Consider the following 22,933-nt stretch of genomic DNA (forward strand, 5'->3'; position numbering starts at 1 on the left):
GTTACTTAATTTATTTGCTAGCGAAATTGACTTTGCAAATATGTTTTGTGCCCCGAAGGGCGACCCTACACATTTGGTTTGTCGAAACTTTGTTCAGTTTTCAAAGATCTACTGTGTTGAAACAGCTTAATTAATATATCATTTCTAACGAACACTGTCAAGCGTTTTTAAATACTTTTTGAATAAATATTCAAACTGATTTAATTACCTGACTCGTTAGCAAAAATGTTTTATCTCGCTGACAACATAGACTACTATATCAGCTCTACAGCCTTTCGTCAACTATTAATCTCAACTGTTATTTATGAACTTTCATAATCTAAACAGTCGCTAGTATCCGCAATTTATGCAAATAAATGAACTATTAAACGAACAACTCGCGCAAACAACATAATATACCGAAAGTTGAAGCTTATTCACCCACAAAATACACTAAAAAAACTTTTTATAATCCCAATTTTTTCAATAAAAAAAGCCCGCAAGCAAATCGTCTGTTTGCGGGCTTTAGTTAATCTTAATCGTTATTATTGTTGTCTGGACGCATTGTTGGGAATAATAAGACATCTCGAATTGATGCGGCATCTGTCAGTAACATGACTAACCGATCAATCCCAATTCCAAGTCCGCCAGTCGGTGGCATTCCGTATTCCAATGCTTCGATGTAATCTTCATCGATTCCTTCGGCTTCATCGTTCCCATTTTCACGTTCTTTAGCTTGTGCTTCAAACCGTTCACGTTGATCGATAGGGTCGTTTAATTCAGTAAAGGCATTTGCATATTCGTTACCGTGCATAAATAATTCCCAACGGTCTGTGAAACGATCATCTTCAGCATTCTTCTTAGCCAATGGTGAGATTTCAACTGGATGACCATAGATGAAGGTTGGTTGTACCAATGTATCTTCCACGAATTCTTCAAAGAACGCATTAATGATGTGCCCCACTTGCCAGTATGATTCATACTTCACGTGGTGTTGATCAGCTAATTCACGCGCTGCTTCAACCGTCATTGGTTGCCAGAAATCGACACCCGTCTTTTCCTTAATTGCATCGACCATGTGAACTCGTGCAAAATCACCATCAAGATCAATCGCTTGTCCTTGATATGAAATTTGACCAGTTCCTAACACCTTGTGCGCTGCAAATCGGATGATCCCTTCTGTTTCATCCATAACGTCTTTATAATCAAAGTATGCAGCATACGTTTCTAGCATTGTAAATTCAGGATTGTGTTTCGTGTCAATTCCTTCATTCCGGAATACGCGGCCAATTTCATAGACACGTTCCATCCCACCAACGATTAATCGTTTCAAATGAAGTTCAAGCGCAATCCGTAAGTACAAGTTGATGTCTAGCGCATTGTGATGGGTAATAAATGGTCGTGCTGATGCACCACCAGCTTGACCATGCAAGACAGGTGTTTCAACTTCAGTAAAGCCATTGTTATCTAAATATTCACGAACAGCAGAAATAATCTTGCTGCGTTTCGTGAACCGATCCAAGCTCTCTGGATTTGCGATTAAATCTAAGTAACGTTGACGATAGATTTGTTCCACGTTGGTTAAACCATGGAACTTATCTGGCAATGGTCGTAATGCTTTTGAAAGGAAAGTCAGGTGCGTTGCTTTAACAGTTAACTCACCCATGTCAGTCTTCATAATTTGCCCAGTAATCCCTAAATGATCACCTAAGTCAGCCTTTTTAAAAATTAAATAGTTTTCTTCGCCAACTTCATCTTTACGCACGTAAATTTGGATTTTACCTGAACGGTCACGGATGTCAGCAAAGCCAACTTTCCCTTTCCCCCGTTTAGACATCATCCGTCCTGCAATTGTGACTTCTAGATTCTTAGCATCTAAATCGTCTTTTTCAATTGCTTCGAATTCACTGTGTAATTCCGCAGCCATATGTGTTCTATCAAAACGACTACCAAAAGGATCAATTCCTTCATCTTTTAACAATTGTAACTTTTCACGCCGGACCTTTAGTTGGTCGTTCATTTCTCTTTGATTATCTTTTTGTCCCAACTGACAATTCCTCCATACATTCAATTATCTACTAATGTTGATTTTAACACGAAAACACCAACATAAGGAACCTAATTTGCCATTCTCGCTTCGGTTTCTTCTACAAAGCGGTCTAAAATATCGCCAACGGCTTGTTCCGTTTCCACTTCGTTAACCGCCGCTTTGGTCTTAGCCGCACGAGGAATCCCTTTCAAGTAATAGGCAGCTTGTTGTCTAAATTCACGACAAGCCACATTTTCACCTTTAAGTTCGACTAAACGGTGTAATTGTAACTTGGCCGTTGCAATTTTTTCCCATGGGGTTGGTTCAGCAATCAATTCACCTGTTCGTAAGTAGGTTTCCACTTGGCTTAAAATCCATGGATTACCGAGCGCAGCCCGGCCAATCATGACAGCATCGGCACCCACTTCGTCTAGCATACGTTTAGCATCTTGTGGTGTCCGGACATCACCGTTACCCATAAATGGAATCGTTAATTCAGATTTAACCTGTTTTAAAATGTCCCAGTCTGCTTGCCCGGTGTACATTTGTTTCCGTGTCCGACCGTGCATTGCAAGTGCTGAAGCACCAGCACGTTCGGCAGCAAGTGCATTTTCAACAGCGAAAATATGATCTTCATCCCAGCCTGTCCGCATCTTAACCGTTACTGGCTTCTTCACGGCGTCTGTCACGTATGAGACCATTTCATAAACCTTGTTTGGATCTAATAACCAACGCGCGCCAGCATCTGTCTTAACGACTTTATTCACTGGACAACCCATGTTGATATCAATAATATCAGCTTGTGTATGTTGATCCACAAATTTAGCGGCTTCCACTAAGGTGTCTTTTGAACCACCAAAAATTTGGATGCTAACTGGATGTTCGTTCGGATCAACAAACATCATCCCCATTGTCTTTTGATTATTGTGCATAATTCCGCGATCACTAATCATTTCACAGACCACTAAACCTGCGCCAAATTCCTTTGCAGTTACGCGAAATGCTGCGTTTGTAATACCAGCCATTGGTGCGACGACTACTTGATTTGGAATCGTCACGTCTCCTATTTGCCATGTCATAATGCCAACCCATTCCCTTCGTGTCTTCCGACAATATCCAAATTATCATAGCAAAAAAATAGTATTCAGGCAAAAATTTGCGACTATTCTATTGCGCGGCTAAAATTGCCTTTAGTTCTGCTTCTGTAAATTGATATTGCTTGCCACAGAAACGACAAACCGCTTCAGCACCGTGGTCTTCATCGATTAATTGTTGTAAATCCGCTGGCGCAACAGAACTGAGTGCCTTTGCAAACCGATCCTTTGAACAATCACATTCGTATTTAACAGGTATTTTTTCTAACGTCTTCATTGGGAGTTCGCCCACAATTTCAGTGATAATTTCCTCTGGGCTCATCCCTTGTTGGAGTAATTCAGACACCAGCGGCATTTCTTTCAGCCGCGCTTCTAAGATATCGATTAACCGGTCATCCGCCCCTGGGAGAATTTGAATCATGAAGCCCCCAGCGACACCAATTGAGTTATCTTCATTAACGAAGACTGAAACGCCAACTGCAGATGGTGTTTGTTCTGATTTAGCAAGGTAGTAAGTAAAGTCTTCACCTAATTCTCCTGATACCAATGGTACTTGACCGGTAAACGGTTCTTTTAAGCCAAGATCTTTCGTGACACTCAACGTACCAGTTGTCCCAACGCCACCTTTAACGTCAATTTTATTTTTGTCGTTCAATGGTAGGTTAACGTGTGGATTCGTCACATACCCTTTAACTGTGCCTTGCGCATTCCCATCGACAACAATCTTCCCGACTGGGCCGTCACCTTCAACTCTGACTGTCATCTTCGTATCACCTTTTAAGCCAGCGGCACTCAATAAAAGGGTGCCGACAATCGTCCGCCCAAACGCTGCTGATGAAGTTGACCATGTGTCATGTTTTTCTTGCGCATCCGTTACAACATCAGTTGCGTTCACTGCATAAGCACGAAGTTGGCCATCTTCTGAAATTTGTTTAATTAAATAATCTGTCATCTAAATAACCTCTTTTATGGATTGATGCAAAAAGGTCGACCACTAATCGTGTCGACCTTTTTGGTGTAACAATTTATGCTTCATCGTCTGGATGTTGATTATCCTCAGCTGGTGTCGATTGATCATCTTCATCAGGTGTGATTGTCACATCCTTTTTATCAGTTTCTTTTTCTGAATCTTCTTTTGCGGCTTCTTTTGCTTCAAGCGCCTTCTTAGCTTCTTCAAAAGTAGCTGCTTTTTCGCTTGGGAATTCTTCAGCGTTCTTTTCTGGCATCTTACCATCATTGAACAAGCTCAAGATTTCTTTTTCGTTTAATGTTTCGTACTTCAAGAGCATTTCCGCAATTAACTTATGTTGTTCACGGTGCGCTTCAATAATTTCGTGGGCTTGTTGATGTGCTTCGTCAATAATCCGACGAATTTCACTATCAATTGCAGCCGCAGTTGTTTCGGAGAAGGCTGGGCCTTGACCGTAAGCTGCCCCAACGAATGGTTGACCTTCTTTTTCAAGGGCCACTGTCCCGAGCTTATCAGTCATCCCATATTGAGTAACCATCCCGCGGGCAATATCCGTTGCTTGTTCGAAATCGTTAGATGCACCAGTTGATTGTGAGTTGAAGATAATTTCTTCAGCTGTCCGACCACCAAGTAACCCAACAATTTGTTCGGTTAATTCTTTCTTACTCATTAAGAACTGATCATTCTTCGGTAACATGATGGCATATCCGCCAGCACGGCCACGAGGGACAATTGTTACCTTCCGAACAACACGAGAATCACTAAGAACTAAACCAATGATCGCATGACCAGCTTCGTGGTAAGCCACGGTTTCACGTTCTTTAGGATTAATCACGCGATCCCGCTTAGCAGGACCCGCAATCACACGATCTTCAGCTTCATCAACATCAGAAGCATCGATATCGGTCTTGCTACGACGAGCGGCTACTAGAGCAGCTTCGTTCAATAAGTTTTCAAGATCAGCACCAACGAACCCTGGGGTTTGTTGCGCAATTTCTTTCAAATCAACATCATCGGCTAAAGGTTTGTTCTTAGCATGGACTTTCAAGATGGCTTCACGGCCCTTAACATCTGGACGACCAACTAGGATCTTCCGGTCAAAACGACCTGGACGTAAAAGCGCTGGATCTAAGACATCTGAACGGTTAGTAGCAGCGATGACGATGACGCCTTCGTTCCCCGTAAACCCATCCATTTCAACTAACATTTGGTTCAATGTTTGTTCACGTTCATCGTGCCCACCGCCCATGCCGGCACCACGTTGGCGACCAACAGCATCAATTTCATCAATAAAGATAATTGATGGGGCTGCTTTTTTGGCTTGTTCGAATAAATCACGGACACGGCTTGCACCGACACCGACAAACATTTCAACGAAGTCAGAACCAGAGATTGAGAAGAATGGCACACCTGCTTCTCCGGCAACGGCTTTAGCTAATAAGGTTTTACCAGTACCTGGAGGTCCTTCTAAAAGAACACCCGCTGGAATTCTAGCCCCTAATGCAGCAAACTTCCGTGGATCTTTTAAGAATTCAACAACTTCGACTAATTCTTGTTTTTCTTCTTCCGCACCAGCGACATCAGAGAAACGTACTTTATTAGCTTTCTTGTCGGCTTTTTGAGCTTTGGACTTACCAAAGTTCATCATCCGACCGCCTTGACCGCCACCTTGACCCGCTTGGCCCATCATCATGTAGAATAAACCAAACATGATGATCAATGGCAATACAAGACTTAAAATACTTACCCACCAACCAGATTGTGGTTCTTGAAGGGTTTCAACCTTGGTTGCTGATTTGTCAGCTAACTTGGTCATTGCCCCAACTTGTGAATCACTTTGTAATAAGGTTGTTGTGAAGTGTTTAACTGATCTTGCTTTTGTTTTTTGTCCTAAAAGATTCTTTTTAGGCTGTTCTGTTTTTTGTGCTTTACGATATTCTCCAGAAATTTTATAAATACCATTCGTTGGTTGAATTGAGAATGACTTGACCTTATTGGTCTTCAATTCACTTAAAAATGTACTTGATTGAACTTCCTTAGACTCTGATCCAGCGTTACCGTTCATGAAGAACGAGAACACACCGACTAAAGCCACTAAGATAATAATGTAAAACAGACTATTACTAAACAGTCCATTCTTTTTGTTGTTCATACGTGACCTCCTGAAGCTTCTCATCATTTGTGACACAGTGTCCTTTTGACACTGTTAAACTATAACATATCTGACTTTTATTGACCATTTATTTACCCGAATAAATTTCAGGTTTCAAAACGCCAATTGTTCCCATATTTCTGTATCGTTCGGCATAGTCCAATCCGTACCCCACAACGAATTCATTTGGGACTTCCATCCCAACATAATCCGAATGAACTGGCACAATTCGGCGGCTTGGTTTGTCCATTAACGTGCAGACTTTAATTGAGTTTGCTTGACGTGTTTTAAGAATTGCCATTAAGTAATTCAACGTGCGCCCAGTATCTACAATATCTTCGATAATGATAATGTCGCGGCCTTTAACACTCGTATCTAAATCTTTGATGATTTTAACTTCACCTGACGAGATGGTCTCAGCACCATAACTTGACACATCCATAAAGTCGATTTCAACATGGAGGTCAATTTCGCGAATCAAATCTGTCATGAAGACGATCGCACCCTTTAAAATACCAATTAATAACGGGTTTTTACCCTGATAATCCGCTGTAATTTGTTTTCCTAAGCGCTGATTAACCTTTTGAATGTCTTCTCTTGAATATAATACGCGTTCAATATCTTTTTCTAACATTGTGCCAGCCTCCGTAATTTGCTTAATCATCTAAATAACATAGTATGTACCGTATTTTACCAGTTTGTTCGCGATTAAACAACGCCGAAATCCGTAAATCCGGCCGGCCAAGCAATTGATTTGGGGTCCAAACCGCCCATGCATTTTGGCGCTTTGCCTGTGGGGTTTTAGTATCAATCCATAACCGTTGAATGGTTTTGTGGTGTGCCTTATCAAGCATTATTCGATCTGTTGCTTGTAGCGCCCTGAGTTGCAGTGGCCATTCTTCTGGTGCTAACCAAACGACCTGTTGCCGTTGAACTTGATTAGGTAGATGGTCGATATCGAAAACACCAATTTGTTCGCCATTTTTTAACCGCAGCCATTCATTAATCGCTAATGTTCGTGTTTTGACCAAAGAATCCACTATTTGGTGGACACCAATCCGAAAACACCGATACTGCTTTTCAAAAATGATGCCATTGTTCAATGCCACTTGGCCTTGCGGTTTCTGCGGGTTCGCCAACAATTGTTGCACTTGCATTAACTGGGCTGCCTTTAACGCCGGTAAAGTCTTAAAATATCGCTGCCACACCAATTGCCAGAGCGCCCTTTGTTGTGTCTGGTTCAAGCCATCGAGTTGGTCTAAACGCCCTTCAATTGCCGCCGGCTGTTTTTTGATTGCCAACAATGGCAGTAACGCCGCGGTTAGATCATCTTGGTGTGCCACCATTTGGGTCAGACTTTGACTGAACCGATTGGCATTTTGAATCAAGTGTGGATTTTCTCGTTTTAAAAGTGGCACCACCGCATGTCGCATCCGATTACGAAGAACAGTTTGTTCCTGATTGGTTTGATCTTCGTAATACCTCAAACCAATCTGATCAGCGTAATCACGCAGTTGTTGCTTACTAAAAGGTAATAGCGGGCGAATTAACGTCCCCGTTTTAAACGGTCTGACTTGCCGAATCCCCCGCATTTCATGCAATTCACCGCTACGAACTAATTTCATGAGCAAGGTTTCTAGTTGATCGTCGCCGTGATGCGCGGTCACCAAGTAATGCGCCGATTCGGTTCGCATGACTTGATCAAAAAAAGCATAGCGAAATTGACGTGCCGCCGCTTCAACCCCTGTTTCAGGATGACTCGCTTTTGGCCAATGTTGAATGCGTAACGGGATGGCATGCAATCGGCAAAACTGGGTTAAATATTTTTCTTCAGCCGTACTTTGCGCACGCAATTCATGATTAACGTGAGCCACAACGACTTGGGGTCGTTGTTTTTGGGGCAGATGAGTCAATAACCACAATAAAACCATTGAATCGACTCCCGTTGACGTTGCCACCACAACCTTGTCGCCGGCTTGCCAGAACTGCTCTTTTTGAAGATGTGTTTGAAATGCTTGTTCTAACATACCGATTCCTCTCCAACACAGACTTGAAATGAAATAAAGGTTGCCCCGAAAGTCTATCACTAAACTTTCAAGCCAACCTTTATCAATTTGTTCTATTAACTGCGACGGCCGCCACGGCCACCACGTTTACCTTCTGTATTCCGTTTAATCGTTGATAAGCGATCTTCACTATCTTTTAAGAACCCTGATAATAAATCATCAAAGCCTTCTTTTTTAGGTGCGCTTGAATGCTCTGGTTTGCGATATCCACCGCGATTATTATTTGGACGACTTTGAGGGCGCGGATGTTCTTGCACTTTAGGTTGATCAACGGCTTTGCGGATTGATAAACCAATCTTACCGTTTTGATCTGACATAACCTTCACCGTGACTTCATCACCAACGGTTAAAACATCATGAATATCTTTGATATAACTATCGGACACTTCACTAATATGTACCAACCCGGTTTTGCCTTCACCTAAATCTACAAAAGCACCAAAATTCGTAATGCCCGTTACTTTACCAGCAACTTTTGAACCAACTTCAACTGCCATATAAAACTACGTCCTCCTAAATGGTCGTTTGAACTCGTCAAACTTTTAATCACTTAAGCGTGATATTTAATAAAATAAGTATAGCACGCTTTGCCCTTGAAACAAGGTCGTATTCTGAATTATTTTTGTTGCTAATTTAAATTAGGCGCCTTGTCCTGGGGCAAACTGAAGATGGTTTCACCGTCTTTAGAATAGTAATACTTGTACCGAATGTATTTGGCCAAGTAATCATTATCATGCAGCTGTTGCACTTGAATCTTTAAATCAGATTCAGTTGCTTTAGCTTTTTTTAATGTCTTTTCTTTAGCTGCCGTTGTTTCTCTAATCTCGGCCAATGAATGATGGGTTTGGAAAATCTGCACACCACAAATTAAGACGACTAATACTGCAACAATCCCCAAGCCACATAAGCGGCGTTTATGAACACGCTTAACATGGGCTGCCTTGTCTTGCACGATTTTCTGGGCTGCTTGTTGCTGGGTAAATGCATTCTCGATTTTCGCAATTTTTCGACTCACTTAGAAGCCCCCCATCTCGGAATTAAGTTCATTATAGCAATTTCACAAAAAGGTCGTCAACTAAGATCCCAGATTCTTAATGACTTTTATTAAGATGCTCAACAAAGTCACAAAAAAAAGCACCGGCCCATATTAATTCGGCCAGCGCTTTTTCCTTAATCAAAGTTTTCAGCTTGTCTTGTTTCCAAAATTTCATACATTTCAGCTGCATCGCTTTTCTTCGTAGTTTCGATGATCTGTGTGATGCGTACGACCATCGTTTTATTACCAAATCCGATTTCCAGTTTATCACCCACGATGACATTGCTTGAAGATTTTGCAGGGCGATCATTAATCATGATTCGACCCTTGTCTGCAATTTCTTTCGCAACTGAACGTCGTTTAATGATTCGTGATACTTTCAAAAATTTATCTAAGCGCATTATTTTGTCCTACCTTTTATTTTTTTAGAAAGGCGCAATAGTTGCCGGCCACCTGGCATCGTCAGCCATTCTCGAATCGAGAATAATTGCCACCGTAATGCTAATCCGCCAAATAGGAGTACACCAACGAGTACGCCAAGGCCCGTCCCTAAAATTGCATGTCCTCTGGAACTAAGTGATTGTGGTGCAAACTGTAGCGCAATCTTAACACCCAGCCACATCACTGCACAAATCGCAAGTAACTTACCGGTAAAGCGTTGCAAACCAAGCGCTTGACGTACAATCACTGGTGATTGCCGTAAAATTGAGGCTAACACAACACCGAGGCTGATAACAGTCCCGACACTCGCGCCAACAATTTGATAGTGTTGCACAAGCCATTGATTGATTGCTACTTTAACGATTAACCCAACAATTAAGGCTGCCGTTGTTTTATGGAACTGATCAAGACTTTGGAGCACCGAGTTGCAAGCATTGATCAGCGCGATGATTGCGATACTCAACATATACCAAACCAATGCCTGATTACCATCAGCATCCCCGAATAAGAAATAATTAATCTGCGGCATCAAAACCATTAGGCCGGTGGTTGCTGCTGCCGATAAACCTAAACTGATATGAATCAGCGCTTCAGCAACTTGTTGAAATTGATATTGTTGCCGCCGTTGCCGCGCTTGTGACAGACTCGGAATCAACGTTGATGAGAAGGCAAGTGACACGACTAATCCCAGCTGGACAAGTGGTTGCCCACGGTCAAAAATCCCCTTCATATTCTTAGCAAGTTCTTCCGATAATCCACTGAGGACCAACCCTTTTTTAACTGTGAAGGAATCAACCAGCTGTAATAACACAATTAATGAAGCAAAGAGGCAAATTGACCCGCCTTCAATCGCTAAGCGTTTTGCCAATTGTTGATACGCCTTAAAATCGATGGCACCACGGTGTGGCGCCTTGAGTTGAAAGACGGTTTCTGCTGGCCGTAATAAAATATAGGTTGCAACCAAGCCGCCAAAGAAGGCGCCTGACATCGCCCATGTGCCCATTTCATACACTGACCAGTGCAGTTTCAAAGATAGCCACGCTGCCACCAAGATGACCACGACCCGCACGAGTTGCTCAGCAACTTGTGAAACCGCCGTCGGTACCATATTGAAAATTCCTTGGAAATACCCCCGCGTCACCGCTAGAAACGGCATCAATAAAAACATAAACGATACCATTTCAATCAGCGGTGTTAATGCTGGGTCCGCCATCGCCCCCGCAATTTTCGGCGCTTGATACTGTAAATAAATGAAGATTGCAGCACCAAAGATGCCTAACAGTACAAATGAGCGTCTTAACAGCTGCGTTTGTTCCTCCGGATTGACTTGTTCAGCAACCAGTTTCGAAATATAAACTGGAAAGCCACTAAGTGCAAACGTCATGCCAATGCCATAGATTGGATAGACTTGTTGATACACGTAAAAGCCGGTGTTACCGACCATATTTTGAAATGGAATCCGATAAACGGCACTTAATACCTTCGCGATAAACGACGCAATTGATAAAACGACCGCGCCTTTCATCAGATGTTGCATCTGTTTATTTTGCATGCCTGGCCTCCACTTAGCGTGCCTAATCCGTTGGTTGTTCCGTGTGCTTTTGTTCTATCTTCAAGAGACTTGTAACAAAAGTTGCCACTTCACTCAACCAATCTGCCGGTTGCATCTTCGGCTGGATTACGAGTTTCACGCTTAATTGTTCTTGTTCAAACCCGACCGTTGCTTTCAAGCGGGTTATCGATAACGCTTCAAAAATTTGTTCACCTGAAACAAGGCGACTGCCCTTCGCCGATAAGGTGACTTGAATGATTTCTTTCGTTTGTTTGATGGTTTCGATTAACGCTTCATCTGCATTCATCTTCAACTGACCAATCGCTAATAAATTAGCGACTTGATCTGGATAATCACCGAACCGGTCAATTAAATCGGCCTGAATTTCATCAAAGGCCGCTTCTGAATCCATCTGGCGAATCCGTTTATAAATTTCAATTTTTTGGCGTTGATCATTAATATACGCGTCTGGTAAGTAAGCTTCCAGTTTAAGATCAATTTCGGCATTTGTTTTAGCAACGACTTGCTTCCCTTGTTTCTTAGCGACGGCCTCACCCAACATTTGCGAGTATAGGTCAAACCCAACAGAATCGATAAAACCATGTTGTTGCTTACCTAATAAATTACCAGCTCCCCGAATCGATAAATCACGCATCGCAATTTTAAACCCGGACCCTAATTCGGTAAAGTCCTTGATGGCCTGAAGTCGTTTCTCACTAACTTCCGTTAAAACCTTATCGGGTTTATACATAAAGTAACCGTAAGCAATCCGGCTACTACGTCCAATCCGGCCGCGTAATTGATAGAGCTGTGAAAGACCGTAATGATCAGCATCTTCAACAATCATCGTATTGACGTTAGGCATGTCAACCCCGGTTTCAATAATCGTGGTTGTCACCAAGACGTCGTATTTACCTTGGACAAAGTCGTAGATGACACCTTCTAGTTGTGCCTCGGTCATCTGACCATGTGCGAACCCAACCGTTGCTTCAGGAACCAGCGCTTGAATCTCATCGACCGTGCGTTCAATGTCACTCACTCGATTATGGAGGTAAAACACTTGACCATTCCGTTCTAATTCCCGTTCAATCGCTTCGCGCATCGCACCGGCATTTTGTTCCATGACATACGTTTGGATAGGATAGCGGTTAGTCGGTGGCGTTTCAATCACAGATAAATCACGCACACCGAGCATCGACATGTGTAACGTCCGTGGAATCGGCGTTGCCGTCAACGTTAACACGTCAACTTGTGCCTTCAACTGCTTAAGTCGTTCTTTGTGTTTTACACCAAAGCGTTGCTCTTCATCGACAATCAACAAGCCAAGATCTTTAAACTTGATGTCTTGCGATAACAAGCGGTGGGTGCCAATCACGATGTCGACTTTGCCCTCTGCTAAGCCTTTGAGCGTTGCCGTCACTTCTTTGCGCGTTTTAAACCGTGACAGTAAACCAATTTCGACCGCAAAATCTGCGAAGCGTGTCAGCATGTTTTCATAATGTTGTTGCGCCAGAATCGTTGTTGGCACTAAAAAGGCCACCTGTTTACCGGCTTCAACAGCCTTAAAAGCCGCCCGCAAAGCGACTTCCGTTTTCCCAAAGCCAACGTCCCCGACTAATAATCGATCCATTGGACGGACGCGTTCCATATCATGCTTGATTTCAGCGGTACTGCGTAATTGATCATCTGTTTCAGGATAGGGGAACTGGCCTTCAAATTCAGCCTGTAATTGATCATCTTTTGGGAAGGCAAATCCCTTTTCAGCCTCCCGTTGCGCATAAAGTTCGATTAAATCATCGGCGATATCTTCAATCTTTGCCGAAACTTTACTCTTAGTCTTTTGCCACTCGCCACCGCCAAGCTTATTAATCTTCGGTGTTTTGGCCTCGGCAGAGACGTATTTTTGCACCATATTGAGTTGAGTGACTGGGATAAATAACTTCCCATTATCCCGATACAAGATGGTGATGTAGTCTTGATGAACCCCATCGACTTCCAGGGTTTCCATGCCGACGTATTCGCCAATCCCATGATTGACGTGGACCACGTAATCACCTGGTTTTAATTCGTTATAACTCTTTAACCGTTCTGCATTGGCCAATGTTTGCCGCCGGACTTTTTTCTTCGGCGCCGTATTGAACAGTTCCTTTTCAGTTAAGACCACCAGTTTTAAATCCGGTAATTCAAAGCCATTTTGAAGTGACCCTTGAATGATTTGTGTCCGCCCCGTCTCCAACTGAGTCTTATTGGCGATGACGGCATCAATTTCAAAGTCGTGGAACGTCTGATCAATCTTCTTGACCCGTTTAGGATCAGACACGAGCACAATGACCGTTTGTTTTTGCTTTTGCCAATGCGCAATCTCGGTTTTCAAAAGCGGCATTTGGCTAAAGAATTGTTGCACCGTCCGCGTGGGTAAATTGTTGAGTGCATCGAGTTTTAACTTCCCCATTCCCTTTTGGAACAGTGATAGATAGAGATGCGCATGTGTATCTTTTTTGATGAGCGCTTGGGCATCCATCATGAGTCGTTGGTCTGGCAACATGCGGTGGGTTTCCAACATATCGGTTTGCCAGTTGGCCGCTTCTTCAGTCAAAATCCGCTGCGTTTCTAAAATGCGCGGATAGTCATCAAAAATCACTAAGCCACTCTTTTTAAAGTAATCAATCAGACTTGATTGATCTGGATACAGATAATCAACAAACAACGCCAAATTCTCAACGCGTTCACCGGCCAACAACCGTTCAATCGGTGTTTCAAAGTTTGTCGCCAATTGTTTTTGTTCAGTTTTATCCGTTATTTTGGCCGCAACCGCCTCATAAGCTGCTTGTAATGCCTCACCAGCCATTTCCAATTGTGCTGTGTTGGCCAATAAGTCAGTCGCCGGCATAATTTGAACACTATCTAAATTCTCAATACTCCGTTGCGTATCTGCTTCAAAAGAACGCAGTGAATCCACTTCAGTATCAAAGAGTTCAATCCGGACCGGATTTTCCGCATCCAGTGAAAAAATGTCAATAATATCCCCCCGCATTGCGAACTCACCAGGTTTACCAACCAACTTATCTCGGAAATAACCCATTTCACCAAGTTGCGCAGCAAGTGCCTGGGGATCAACTTCACTATCGGTATTGATTGTGAGTTGACTATCTTGCCACTGACGCGCTGTAGGTAATAACCGCCGCATGCCCGCGACCGATGTAATCACAATTCCTTTTTTGCCTGTTGCTAAAAAACTCAACGTTCGCACACGTTCCGCTCTGGACTCAGGTGAACTAACTGCCATTTCAGCCGCCATCACTTCTTCAACTGGGAAAGTGTAAATCTGATCACTATTGAGTAAATTACTCAAATCATCAGCAACTTGATTGGCTTGGAACGTATTACTCTCAATAATCAATAAGGGTTGTCGCTGTTGTTTATAAATCGTCGCCAAAAACAGGGTTTTCGCTGATCCCGAAAGCCCTGTAAGTAGTTGTTTAATCCCTGGTCGTTGATTCTTTAAAACGGATTGCACCTGTTTGGTCTGCCCCAGCATTGTCATTAAATCCATGTAAAAGTTCCTTTACTTTCTTATTATAATGGCGCGAAGAAACGTGCTCTTTACGGCAACTTTTTTTGTCTAGTTGCGTCTGCCAAACGGCTAACAAGTTGGTCATTCGCCATTCTGTGTTAATCCTCAGGGGATAACCGGCTTACTGCGCACTCTAATTAAACTTATTCATCGTTTTCATGAAGTCGTTGTTTTGGCACCAGTCTTCTAGTGCTTCGCATGCCTGGTCTAGTGCTTGATTGATAATTGGTGCGCTGCCTTTGTCAAACGGCGTTAAGACCCAGTTAACGACTGTACTTTTTTGTGGATGTTGAATCCCAACTTTGACACGCTTAAATTCTGAGCTTTGGACACTTGCGATGATACTCTTAATGCCGTTGTGGCCTCCCGCTGAACCTTTTTGCCGTAAGCGCAACTTGCCTAGCGTTAAGTCCATATCATCTTGGATAACTACTAATTCATCTAGGTTAACTTGGTAGTATTTCATTAAAGGCCCGACTGAACGACCGGAATCATTCATAAACGTTAGTGGTTTCACTAAGAAAATCGTTTCCCCTTCATATTTAAAGCTCCCGTATTCAGCTTCAAAATCATGCTTGTTTAAGGTCACATTAAACCGTTCGCATAATTGATCAATCACCATAAAACCAATGTTGTGTTTTGTCTTTGCATACTTACTGCCTGGGTTTCCCAAGCCAACAATCATTTTCATTATTAACGTCCTCTTTTTGACTGGCGCTATCACGCAAAAATTCTGAGCAGTTAATTCTCCCCAGTCGCCAGTTGATATTAAGGTCCATTATACCATATTCAGTTTATTTCTCTCTTTGTGAAAGAAATAGTTTTCTGAAAATTTAACCAAAAATCGCGAACTTTGGTGTAAATTATGCTATACTGGTTTTCGAAATGAAGAATTGATTTACAGAAAGGACGTCATTATATTGGCAAACATTGAAAAAGATCACCAAAAAGTTATCCTCGTCGGCGACGGCGCTGTAGGTTCTAGTTACGCTTATGCATTAACTTTACAAGGTATTGCACAAGAAGTTGGTATCGTAGATATCTTTAAAGAAAAAACACAAGGTGATGCAATCGATTTATCTGATGCATTAGCTTTCACTTCTCCTAAGAAAATCTATGCTGCTGAATACTCAGATGCAAAAGATGCTGACGTTGTTGTTATCACAGCTGGCGCACCACAAAAACCAGGTGAAACACGTTTAGACTTAGTAAGTAAAAACCTTAAAATCTTGAAGACAATCGTTGACCCAATCGTTGAATCTGGCTTTAACGGTATCTTCTTAGTTGCTGCTAACCCAGTTGATATCTTGACATACGCTACATGGAAATTATCAGGTTTCCCTAAAGAACGCGTTATCGGTTCAGGTACATCACTTGACTCAGCTCGTTTCCGTAAAGACATCGCTGAAATGGTTAACGTTGACACACGTTCGGTCCATGCTTATATCATGGGTGAACATGGTGATACAGAATTCCCTGTATGGTCACACGCTAACATCGGTGGTATCAAGATTTCTGAATGGGTTAAAGCTCATCCAGAAGTTAAAGAAGAAGAACTTGTTAAGATCTTCGAAAGTGTTCGTGACGCTGCTTACACAATCATTAACTTAAAAGGTGCTACATTCTACGGTATCGGTACTGCATTAGCTCGTATTACTAAGGCTATCTTAGACGACGAAAATGCTGTCTTACCATTATCTGTATACATGGAAGGCCAATACGGCTTGAACGATATCTTTATCGGTTCACCTGCTGTTATTAACCGCTCAGGTATCACAAGCATCCTTGAAATTCCATTGACAGACCACGAAATGGAAAGCATGCACAGTTCTGCAAAACAATTAAAAGATATCGTTACAAAAGCATTTGCTGAATTAGATATTGAAACTCGCCAATAAGCTCTTTGCTGTTGGTCAAACGACTCTCATTTAATGAGAGTCGTTTTTTTATGGTGGCAAATTCTATAATTAATCCGAACAGAAATTAAAAAGCCCAAAGCAATCACTTACAATGGTAGTAACTAATTCCAACCAATATAGGGAGTGATTACTTTGGGTACATCTACTTTATCACGTTTTCAACGTGGCGCACTAGCACAACTGGTCAATGAGGGGAATAAATCTTACCAAGTAATGGCTGACGCCTTAGGCGTCGCCAAAGCTACGATTAGCTATGAGTTGGACCGGGTTAAACCTTATGATCCAGAATTAGCTCAGCAAGATGCAGATCGCAAAAGGCGGAATTGCGGTCGTCGTTCGATGCTGACGGCAGCATTAGCGACTTTAATTACCAATCACTTACGATTAACCTGGTCACCAGAAACCATTGCGGCCGCTTATAACTTGAGCACTGCGTCAATTTATAATTGGCTTAATCGTGGCTGGCTCCCCTTCAAATTGACTGATCTACCCAATCGGAATGTCCGCCAGCACCGAGTGAGCGAAAATCGTGGGAAATTTACAAGTGGGACTTCCATCGAACAACGGCCAACAACTATTAATCAACGGTTAGCTTTTGGTCATTGGGAAGTAGATACGGTGCTTTCTAGTCGAAGTGAGTCACGATCATGTCTGGTTACATTCGTAGAACGTAAGACCCGACTTCTATGGGCCATCAAAGCCCCTAATAGAACGGCTAAGGCTCTAAACACCGCCTTTGGCAAGTTTATGGGGGCCTTCGGTCCCCAAGTAAAATCCATTACTGTTGATCATGGTAAAGAGTTTGCCAATTATCAGGCCTTAGAACAGGATTATCAGATCAAAGTTTATTTTTGCCATCCATATTCACCATGGGAGCGAGGTTCCAATGAATATTTTAATAGACGGTTACGCTGGTTCTTCCCGAAAAAGACCAATTTTAGACAAGTAACGACTGATGAGATCCTAGCAGCACTTGAACTAATTAATCAACGACCATTAAAAATACATCATCAACAGACTGCCATTGAAAGATTCCGGGCTTGTTCGGATTAAACTTGTAATTTACCAAAATAATACTTTTTTATTTCTTTTTGGGTGCATATCTTGTATGCTAACTATTAGTTAACGCCTTTGTATTTTATGTGATACTGGGGTATGATTAACCTATGCAGAGATTGGAGTTGAGGTTGTGAAACTTACGAAGAAAGCCTACGTCGCCCTTGGCGTAGCAGCCGTTATCCTTGTTGGAGGTTACTCGGCAGTCAGTCTTCATTATCAAAAAGCATTCTTGCCACATACGACCGTTGCCGGTGTCAACATTAGTGGCCAATCAGTCGCAGACGCTAACACAGAACTCTTAAAAAAAGTGAATCGTCAAAAATATACGCTAAAGGATAACAATCAAACATTGCTAACTTTTAGCGGTCAAGAAGCTGGCTTTAGCCATAATTTTAAACCGTTATTGGAAAAGATTAAAAAAAGCCAAAACGGTTGGTCTTGGCTAGGCCACGCTTTTGCCAGTGAACAAACAACTAAATCAGAAGACGCACTCATTTTAAATGCCGCTGGTTTTGACAAATTCTCAACGGAAACCCTCGAAAAAGTCAACGCTGATCGCAAACCTTCAGAGAATGCCCACATTAACCTCGAGAATCATCAGTTCGATCTCGTAAAAGAAGTCTACGGGAACACAATTGATGCCGCTAAGTTCAAAAAAGCAGTTGCCCACGGTATTAACCAAGGTCAAGCAACAATCGACTTAAAAAACGATTATGCGCAACCTGAAGTGAAATCTACGGACAAGCAATTGAAAAAAACTGCCGATCAATTGAAGACGATTGCTAATGAAAAAATCAGCTATTCAGTTAATGGTAATGATTTCCAAGTTCCTAAAGAAGACATCCAAAGTTGGTTAACGTATAACAACGGTACAATTAGTCTAGATAAAGCTGCCGTTACCAAATACGTTTATCAATTAAAGGCAAAGTATGATACTTTTGACAAAGATTTGACCTTCAATTCTACAAAAGAAGGCACAGTCACTGTCCCAGCTGGAATTTATGGGTGGAGTATCTCTCCTGCCGATGAAATCAACGCCTTAATGACAGAAGTGCCTAAGGGCAAAGATTTCTCAAGAACAGCTGTTATTCGTGGTTCCGGAACTGATCAGAAAACGCGTAGTGTCGGTTCAACCTACATCGAAATTGATTTAAAAGCCCAACATATGTGGCTCTATCAAGATGGTAAGGCCACAATTGACACTGATATCGTTTCAGCACGTCCACCACAAGTCACCCCAACCGGTGTTTGGAGCGTTTGGAAGAAAGAACGCAATGCCACATTGAAGGGGAAGAACTTTGATGGGGTCAGCGAATACGCAAGCCCAGTTAATTACTGGATGCCAATCGATGAAACTGGCGTTGGGATTCATGATTCGCCATGGCAACCTAAGTACGGTGGTGACTGGTATAAAGAACACGGCTCACACGGCTGTATCAATACCCCACCTGGCACAATGGCTAAACTTTACGATACTGTTAGCGAAGGCATTCCAGTTGTAGTGATTTAGACGTAGTGTACTAGCAACACCTCTCCTCTACGGATTAACCAGAGGTAGCTGACCTACAGAATTCGTTTAGAAAAAGTAAGCTCAACGATTAAATACAAAGCAGGGATAAAATTAACTTTTATCCCTGCTTTTTTATTGCTTAGATTTCACGTTCTTTCTCATCGATTACTAATCAAGTTTTCGCTGAGTCGAAAAACTAGTTATTTTAATCTGCTTGGTGGTATGCTATGATTACATTAGTATATGAGAGAATTTTAATCTAAGGAGAAAGCCTATGCTCATTAAATCCCTAGTTTTACCTAAAGAACGTCTCACCACAATTGTTGAATCGGTGACCTTAGAAGAGGCATTACAGCTACTAGAAGAGTCTGGTTACCGTTGTGTGCCCGTCCTAGATGCTAGCGGCAAGATTTTCCGCGGTAACATCTATAAGATGCACATCTACCGTCATAAGTCTCAAGGGGGCGATATGCAGCTTCCCGTGACCAGTTTATTGAAGAATATGACCAAGTATATTCCAGTTGACGCACCGTTTTTCAAAGTATTCTTCAACATTAAAGATTTGCCATACATCGCCGTATTAGACGAAGATAGCAATTTTTACGGAATTCTCACGCATAGCACGTTATTAAATATGCTTTCTGAAGCGTGGAATCTCGAATTAAGTAGCTATGTACTCACTGTGCTTTCTTCTGGTGAACAAGGTGATTTGGTTGCCATGTCGAAGATTATCACTAAATATACCTCAATCGCCAGCTGCATCACCTTAGATGCTAAGCAAGATGAATTCGTACGACGCACCCTTTTCACCTTGCCTGCTGGACTTGATCTTGAGATTTTGAAAAAGATTGTTTATAAGCTCGAGAAAAAAGGCTATCGTGTTCCTGAAATCGATGATTTACAATCTGGTAAGGCGCTCCGTGATGACTCCAAACTTGATAATTTAGTTTAACGTAAAAAAGGGCAGTCCTAATTAGGACTGCCCTTTTTAATCCTTATGATTTCATTTGTGCATCAAAGTGCACAACTTTATCCACAGCATACATTACTGGTGCGGTAATCACCATGATGACTGCTTCTGAAAGTGCCAACGAAATATACGTTGGCCAGAATGGAATGTGTGTGCTAGCAGTAGAACCGGTTAACACAATCATCCACGCAATCATACACATCGAAACGGTGAACAAGAGAATATTGACCACCATTTTTTGCCAAGTTTGTTTTAAATAGGGCATCACAAGCGTTAATACAAGCAGCGCCAATAAAGTTTGCCCGCCACCAAAAAGCGTATCGAGTAACTTGTTTTCAGAACTGAAAAAGAAATTGAACACTAATACCCCACCGAAAACACCCCATAGATATTTCTTATTGAAGACCACTAAATGGTTTAAGCCTTCCGAAATTCTAAATTGAATGGCTCCTGAAGCAAATCCCAACATACCTGGGAATAACGATAAAACAACGTATAATGCTGCCACTAACCCGTTTAGAATCACCGTTTTTAATCGACTTTGATTCGTCATCTTTGAATCCTCCTAGTTTTTTTGCGTGGGATGGTTACGAACCACGTTTTTTCGAACAGCTACCATCATATCATATTTACCGGCTGTTGATAAAGGTCAAAAAAAGAGAACCCGCTTTTATAAGCGGGTTCTCTTCATTCTTTCTTTTTGGTATTTATGTATTAAGGATTTAAGACCGGTTTAAGTCCAACACTAATGGTGAGCGCCCGATCGACTTGTGCCATCTTATCCGCCACTAAATGTGTGACGCGATCTTTCAAGCGTTGTTTATCAATCGTTCGTACCTGTTCTAATAAAATCACGGAGTCGCGTTCGACACCATTATCCTTGGCCGTAATCCCAACGTGTGTTGGTAATTTCGGTTTTTGAATCTTTGCTGTAATCGCGGCAACGATTACGGTTGGACTATGGTGATTACCCACATCATTTTGAATGATTAAAACAGGACGCATGCCCCCTTGTTCTGAACCGACCACTGGTGATAAATCCGCATAAAAAATATCGCCACGCTGTATTAATTCTCCCACTTGTTCTCCCTCCAATTAGGATCAATCAACTACGCGAATGTGTGCGTACGCCTCACTTTCGCAAGCGTTAAATTCAGCCGCAATTTGACTGTTGATGCTAGCCATCTCAGCGTACCCGTTAATGACGTTATCTACTTTTGACTGTCTGGTCGCCATGAATTCGTGAAGCGCATCTTGAATCAAATCATTCTCATCAAGGGCATACACCTCACAATACTGCTTAATTGCTTGGACCAACTCAACGTCTAATTTAACGGATAGTTGTTCACGGTTAGCTTTCATCTGCATCAACCTCCGAATCAACACTTTAACCTTTATTCATCCTACCACAGAACTGGCGATAATCAAATTCTTAATCCTTAATGTTCATCAATTCCACTGTAAACCCGTGGTAACCGATCAGATAAACCACAGATAATTTCATAGTGAATCGTCCCTGCATAATCTGCGATCTCTTGTAAAGTAATTTCGTCATCACCACTTTTACCAACAAAAACTACTTTGGTCCCCACTGGATATTGCTTAGGTAACCGAATCATCAATTGATCCATGCAGACCCGACCGACAATTTCACACCGATGTCCATCCACCAAAACGGTTGAGCCTTGCATCCGTCTAGACCAACCATCGGCGTAACCGATTGGAATCGTCCCAATCCATTCAGATTCACTCGCTTCATAAGTCGCACCGTAACCAATCTTACTTCCGGCTTCAACTTGCTTAACAAAGACCAATTCTGATTCAAGACTTAGCGCCGGTTTCAATGCATAAGGCAATTCAGGAATCGCATTCCCTGAAGGATTCAATCCGTACATACTAATTCCCATTCGAATTAAATTCTCATTGCAAGCTGAGTGCCATAAACTCGTGGCTGAATTCGAAACATGCACAAATCGTGGACGTTCTGGTAACACGGCTACTAGTTCATTAAACCGGGCACTTTGTTCTTTAAAATAAGTATCATCGGGATCATCCGCAGTTGCGAAATGGGTAAAAATCCCTTCTAAATCAAAATATTTCGCATGTGCTTTGATAAATGTGGCTGCTGCTAGTAATTCAGTCGCATCTCTAAAACCAATTCGCCCCATACCACTATCCACACTCAAATGAATGTGCATTGGTTGTGGATAAGGTATTTGTTGGGCAATTTCGTAAGCAGCTTGCAACCATTCGAGTGAGCCGACCGTAATGGAGATTTGGTTGGCAATCACCAATTCGATTTCGGTGGGCTGTGTAATCCCTAGCACCAAAATGGGTTCCGTAAAGTTAGCACGCCGTAAAGCTAAGGCCTCATCTAAAATAGCCACACAAAATCCTGCAGCACCAGCCGCTTGGGCCGCTTCTGCAACAGGAATCATGCCATGCCCATAAGCATTTGCTTTTAAGACAGGGAAAATCACTGCATCTGTGCCTTTTAAATCCTTTAGTTCATTTTGAATATTTTCATAAATTGCGTTTTGATCAACTAGAATGCGTGTTGGTCGTAAGTAGCCGACTGTCAT

Annotated in this window: 20 protein-coding genes and 1 riboswitch; of the genes, 4 read left to right on the top strand and 16 right to left on the bottom strand. The window is 42.1% G+C overall.

The features are described 5' to 3' along the window. Positions 1-514: 514 nt before the first annotated feature. The 12 genes from lysS to pth form a co-directional block, all read right to left on the bottom strand. Positions 515-2,026 (bottom strand): lysine--tRNA ligase, encoded by a 1,512-nt coding sequence (lysS, locus tag ACF1X7_RS01945; protein WP_039099321.1) that lies wholly within the window; start codon positions 2,024-2,026, stop codon positions 515-517. Between the two features lie 71 nt (positions 2,027-2,097). Further along, positions 2,098-3,087, bottom strand: coding sequence for a tRNA dihydrouridine synthase DusB (dusB, locus tag ACF1X7_RS01950; protein WP_004270768.1), 990 nt, complete (start codon positions 3,085-3,087; stop codon positions 2,098-2,100). An 88-nt stretch (positions 3,088-3,175) separates the two neighbouring features. Next, entirely contained in the window at positions 3,176-4,054 is an 879-nt protein-coding gene (gene hslO / locus ACF1X7_RS01955; protein ID WP_004270767.1) for an Hsp33 family molecular chaperone HslO, read from the bottom strand. 73 nt (positions 4,055-4,127) lie between these two features. Next, a complete protein-coding gene (gene ftsH / locus ACF1X7_RS01960; RefSeq protein WP_056966724.1) occupies positions 4,128-6,224 on the bottom strand; it encodes an ATP-dependent zinc metalloprotease FtsH in 2,097 nt (698 codons plus the stop codon). A gap of 88 nt (positions 6,225-6,312) precedes the next feature. Then, positions 6,313-6,858, bottom strand: a complete 546-nt coding sequence (gene hpt, locus ACF1X7_RS01965) for a hypoxanthine phosphoribosyltransferase (RefSeq protein WP_004270773.1) — start codon at positions 6,856-6,858, stop codon at positions 6,313-6,315. A gap of 22 nt (positions 6,859-6,880) precedes the next feature. Further along, positions 6,881-8,251 carry a tRNA lysidine(34) synthetase TilS gene (tilS, locus tag ACF1X7_RS01970; protein WP_039099326.1) on the bottom strand — a complete coding sequence of 457 codons (1,371 nt, stop codon included), beginning with the start codon at positions 8,249-8,251 and terminating at the stop codon, positions 6,881-6,883. A 95-nt stretch (positions 8,252-8,346) separates the two neighbouring features. Beyond that, the gene (locus tag ACF1X7_RS01975; protein WP_004270775.1) at positions 8,347-8,787 is read right to left on the bottom strand and encodes a S1 domain-containing RNA-binding protein; all 441 of its coding nucleotides are present in this window, start codon (positions 8,785-8,787) and stop codon (positions 8,347-8,349) included. Between the two features lie 131 nt (positions 8,788-8,918). After that, positions 8,919-9,305: an FtsB family cell division protein gene (locus ACF1X7_RS01980; protein ID WP_004270764.1), complete on the bottom strand. Its 387-nt coding sequence runs from the start codon at positions 9,303-9,305 to the stop codon at positions 8,919-8,921. 155 nt (positions 9,306-9,460) lie between these two features. Beyond that, a complete protein-coding gene (locus ACF1X7_RS01985; protein ID WP_004270760.1) occupies positions 9,461-9,727 on the bottom strand; it encodes an RNA-binding S4 domain-containing protein in 267 nt (88 codons plus the stop codon). Next, a complete protein-coding gene (locus ACF1X7_RS01990) occupies positions 9,727-11,319 on the bottom strand; it encodes a polysaccharide biosynthesis protein (RefSeq protein ID WP_221276331.1) in 1,593 nt (530 codons plus the stop codon). The genes ACF1X7_RS01985 and ACF1X7_RS01990 overlap by 1 nt, the downstream gene beginning before the upstream one ends. Before the next feature lie 22 nt (positions 11,320-11,341). Then, positions 11,342-14,872, bottom strand: coding sequence for a transcription-repair coupling factor (gene mfd, locus ACF1X7_RS01995; RefSeq protein ID WP_146955054.1), 3,531 nt, complete (start codon positions 14,870-14,872; stop codon positions 11,342-11,344). A gap of 154 nt (positions 14,873-15,026) precedes the next feature. Continuing rightward, complete coding sequence (pth, locus tag ACF1X7_RS02000) at positions 15,027-15,584, bottom strand: aminoacyl-tRNA hydrolase (protein ID WP_039099329.1); 558 nt, start codon at positions 15,582-15,584, stop codon at positions 15,027-15,029. 229 nt (positions 15,585-15,813) lie between these two features. Here pth and ACF1X7_RS02005 point away from each other — a divergent pair, with 229 nt between their 5' ends. The 4 genes from ACF1X7_RS02005 (at position 15,814) to cbpA (ending at position 20,333) form a co-directional block, all read left to right on the top strand. After that, entirely contained in the window at positions 15,814-16,791 is a 978-nt protein-coding gene (locus ACF1X7_RS02005) for an L-lactate dehydrogenase (protein ID WP_039099330.1), read from the top strand. Positions 16,792-16,944: 153 nt separating this feature from the next. Beyond that, the gene (locus ACF1X7_RS02010) at positions 16,945-17,865 is read left to right on the top strand and encodes an IS30-like element ISLsa1 family transposase (protein WP_146955055.1); all 921 of its coding nucleotides are present in this window, start codon (positions 16,945-16,947) and stop codon (positions 17,863-17,865) included. A gap of 136 nt (positions 17,866-18,001) precedes the next feature. Then, positions 18,002-19,381 carry a L,D-transpeptidase family protein gene (locus ACF1X7_RS02015; RefSeq protein WP_411162382.1) on the top strand — a complete coding sequence of 460 codons (1,380 nt, stop codon included), beginning with the start codon at positions 18,002-18,004 and terminating at the stop codon, positions 19,379-19,381. A 274-nt stretch (positions 19,382-19,655) separates the two neighbouring features. Then, positions 19,656-20,333 (top strand): cyclic di-AMP binding protein CbpA, encoded by a 678-nt coding sequence (cbpA, locus tag ACF1X7_RS02020; protein ID WP_039099627.1) that lies wholly within the window; start codon positions 19,656-19,658, stop codon positions 20,331-20,333. Between the two features lie 43 nt (positions 20,334-20,376). Here the strand turns inward: cbpA and ACF1X7_RS02025 are convergent, their stop codons facing one another. From ACF1X7_RS02025 to alr, 4 genes are all read right to left on the bottom strand, one after another. Continuing rightward, positions 20,377-20,904 (bottom strand): QueT transporter family protein, encoded by a 528-nt coding sequence (locus tag ACF1X7_RS02025; RefSeq protein WP_004270765.1) that lies wholly within the window; start codon positions 20,902-20,904, stop codon positions 20,377-20,379. Between the two features lie 6 nt (positions 20,905-20,910). Next, positions 20,911-20,955: riboswitch (PreQ1 riboswitch) on the bottom strand. Positions 20,956-21,065: 110 nt separating this feature from the next. Then, on the bottom strand, positions 21,066-21,431 hold the full coding sequence (locus ACF1X7_RS02030; protein WP_004270641.1) for a type II toxin-antitoxin system PemK/MazF family toxin: 366 nt from the start codon (positions 21,429-21,431) through the stop codon (positions 21,066-21,068). Between the two features lie 21 nt (positions 21,432-21,452). Beyond that, the gene (locus ACF1X7_RS02035; RefSeq protein WP_004270625.1) at positions 21,453-21,713 is read right to left on the bottom strand and encodes a hypothetical protein; all 261 of its coding nucleotides are present in this window, start codon (positions 21,711-21,713) and stop codon (positions 21,453-21,455) included. A gap of 77 nt (positions 21,714-21,790) precedes the next feature. Next, positions 21,791-22,933, bottom strand: coding sequence for an alanine racemase (gene alr, locus ACF1X7_RS02040; RefSeq protein ID WP_411162383.1), 1,143 nt, complete (start codon positions 22,931-22,933; stop codon positions 21,791-21,793).

Origin of the sequence: Latilactobacillus sp. VITA-14 (assembly GCF_046580785.1) — a bacterium.
GTDB classification, from domain to species: Bacteria; Bacillota; Bacilli; order Lactobacillales; family Lactobacillaceae; genus Latilactobacillus; species Latilactobacillus curvatus.

Excerpts from the sequence above, each read along its gene's own strand:
- ACF1X7_RS02035 (WP_004270625.1), bottom strand. The coding sequence starts at position 21,713 with ATGAAAGCTAACCGTGAACAACTATCCGTTAAATTAGACGTTGAGTTG.
- ACF1X7_RS02025 (WP_004270765.1), bottom strand. The coding sequence starts at position 20,904 with ATGACGAATCAAAGTCGATTAAAAACGGTGATTCTAAACGGGTTAGTG.
- ACF1X7_RS01985 (WP_004270760.1), bottom strand. The coding sequence starts at position 9,727 with ATGCGCTTAGATAAATTTTTGAAAGTATCACGAATCATTAAACGACGT.
- tilS (WP_039099326.1), bottom strand. The coding sequence starts at position 8,251 with ATGTTAGAACAAGCATTTCAAACACATCTTCAAAAAGAGCAGTTCTGG.
- ftsH (WP_056966724.1), bottom strand. The coding sequence starts at position 6,224 with ATGAACAACAAAAAGAATGGACTGTTTAGTAATAGTCTGTTTTACATT.
- mfd (WP_146955054.1), bottom strand. The coding sequence starts at position 14,872 with ATGGATTTAATGACAATGCTGGGGCAGACCAAACAGGTGCAATCCGTT.
- hpt (WP_004270773.1), bottom strand. The coding sequence starts at position 6,858 with ATGTTAGAAAAAGATATTGAACGCGTATTATATTCAAGAGAAGACATT.
- dusB (WP_004270768.1), bottom strand. The coding sequence starts at position 3,087 with ATGACATGGCAAATAGGAGACGTGACGATTCCAAATCAAGTAGTCGTC.
- pth (WP_039099329.1), bottom strand. The coding sequence starts at position 15,584 with ATGAAAATGATTGTTGGCTTGGGAAACCCAGGCAGTAAGTATGCAAAG.
- alr (WP_411162383.1), bottom strand. The coding sequence starts at position 22,933 with ATGACAGTCGGCTACTTACGACCAACACGCATTCTAGTTGATCAAAAC.
- ACF1X7_RS01990 (WP_221276331.1), bottom strand. The coding sequence starts at position 11,319 with ATGCAAAATAAACAGATGCAACATCTGATGAAAGGCGCGGTCGTTTTA.
- hslO (WP_004270767.1), bottom strand. The coding sequence starts at position 4,054 with ATGACAGATTATTTAATTAAACAAATTTCAGAAGATGGCCAACTTCGT.
- cbpA (WP_039099627.1), top strand. The coding sequence starts at position 19,656 with ATGCTCATTAAATCCCTAGTTTTACCTAAAGAACGTCTCACCACAATT.
- ACF1X7_RS01975 (WP_004270775.1), bottom strand. The coding sequence starts at position 8,787 with ATGGCAGTTGAAGTTGGTTCAAAAGTTGCTGGTAAAGTAACGGGCATT.